The organism is Pseudomonas ovata (genome assembly GCF_003131185.1).
In the GTDB taxonomy this organism is placed as follows: Bacteria; Pseudomonadota; Gammaproteobacteria; order Pseudomonadales; family Pseudomonadaceae; genus Aquipseudomonas; species Aquipseudomonas ovata.
Genome location: NZ_QFFU01000064.1, coordinates 1 through 726, shown reverse-complemented (window position 1 = coordinate 726; position 726 = coordinate 1). Strand labels below are relative to the sequence as shown.

Below are 726 nucleotides of genomic sequence, written 5' to 3'. Positions count from 1 at the left end.
GGCTGGAACGACATGTCGCGCGGCGCCACGCACTGGATCGAAGGGGCGGACGCGGCGGCGCAGGAAATCGAGCTCAAGCCACTGCTGTCCGGGGTGCGCACCGAGGACGAAGGCCTGTTCGTGCTGCAGCACCAATACTGGCAGCAGACCATGCTCAAGGCCCTGGCCGCCGAGCAGGCGGCCGCTGGTGAACAGATGCAGCAGCCTCAACAGACGCTGATCCCGGTGGAGGCTGTGCAATGACCATCACCTACGAAGCGGTGCGCGACTTTCTCTACCGCGAAGCACGCCACCTGGATGACGCCGAATGGGACCAGTGGCTGGAGCTGTACGCGCCTGATGCGACCTTCTGGATGCCGGCCTGGGACGACAACGACACGCTGACCGAGAACCCGCAGACGGAAATCTCGCTGATCTGGTACGGCAACCGCGGCGGGCTGGAAGACCGGGTATTCCGCATCAAGACCGAGCGCTCCAGCGCGACGGTCCCCGACACGCGCACCTCGCACAACCTGAGCAACATCGAGGTGCTGGAGCAGGGCGATGGCATCGCCAGGGTGCGCTTCAACTGGCACACCCTGAGTTTTCGCTACAAGACGGTCGACAGCCACTTCGGCACCAGCTTCTACACCCTGGACATCCGTGGCGAACAGCCGCTGATCAAGGCCAAGAAGGTGGTGCTCAAGAACGACTATGTGCGTCAGGTCATCGACGTCTATCACATCT

General features: G+C 63.1%; 1 protein-coding gene and 1 pseudogene. Both read left to right on the top strand.

Annotation, left to right across the window (positions count from 1 at the left end; genetic code table 11):
* Window positions 1-243, top strand: a pseudogene (locus tag DGA31_RS29455) (hypothetical protein); the annotation flags it as partial.
* A partial coding sequence (benB, locus tag DGA31_RS29450; RefSeq protein ID WP_109514914.1) for a benzoate 1,2-dioxygenase small subunit occupies window positions 240-726 on the top strand: 487 nt, incomplete at its 3' end. The pseudogene DGA31_RS29455 and the gene benB, both read left to right, overlap by 4 nt.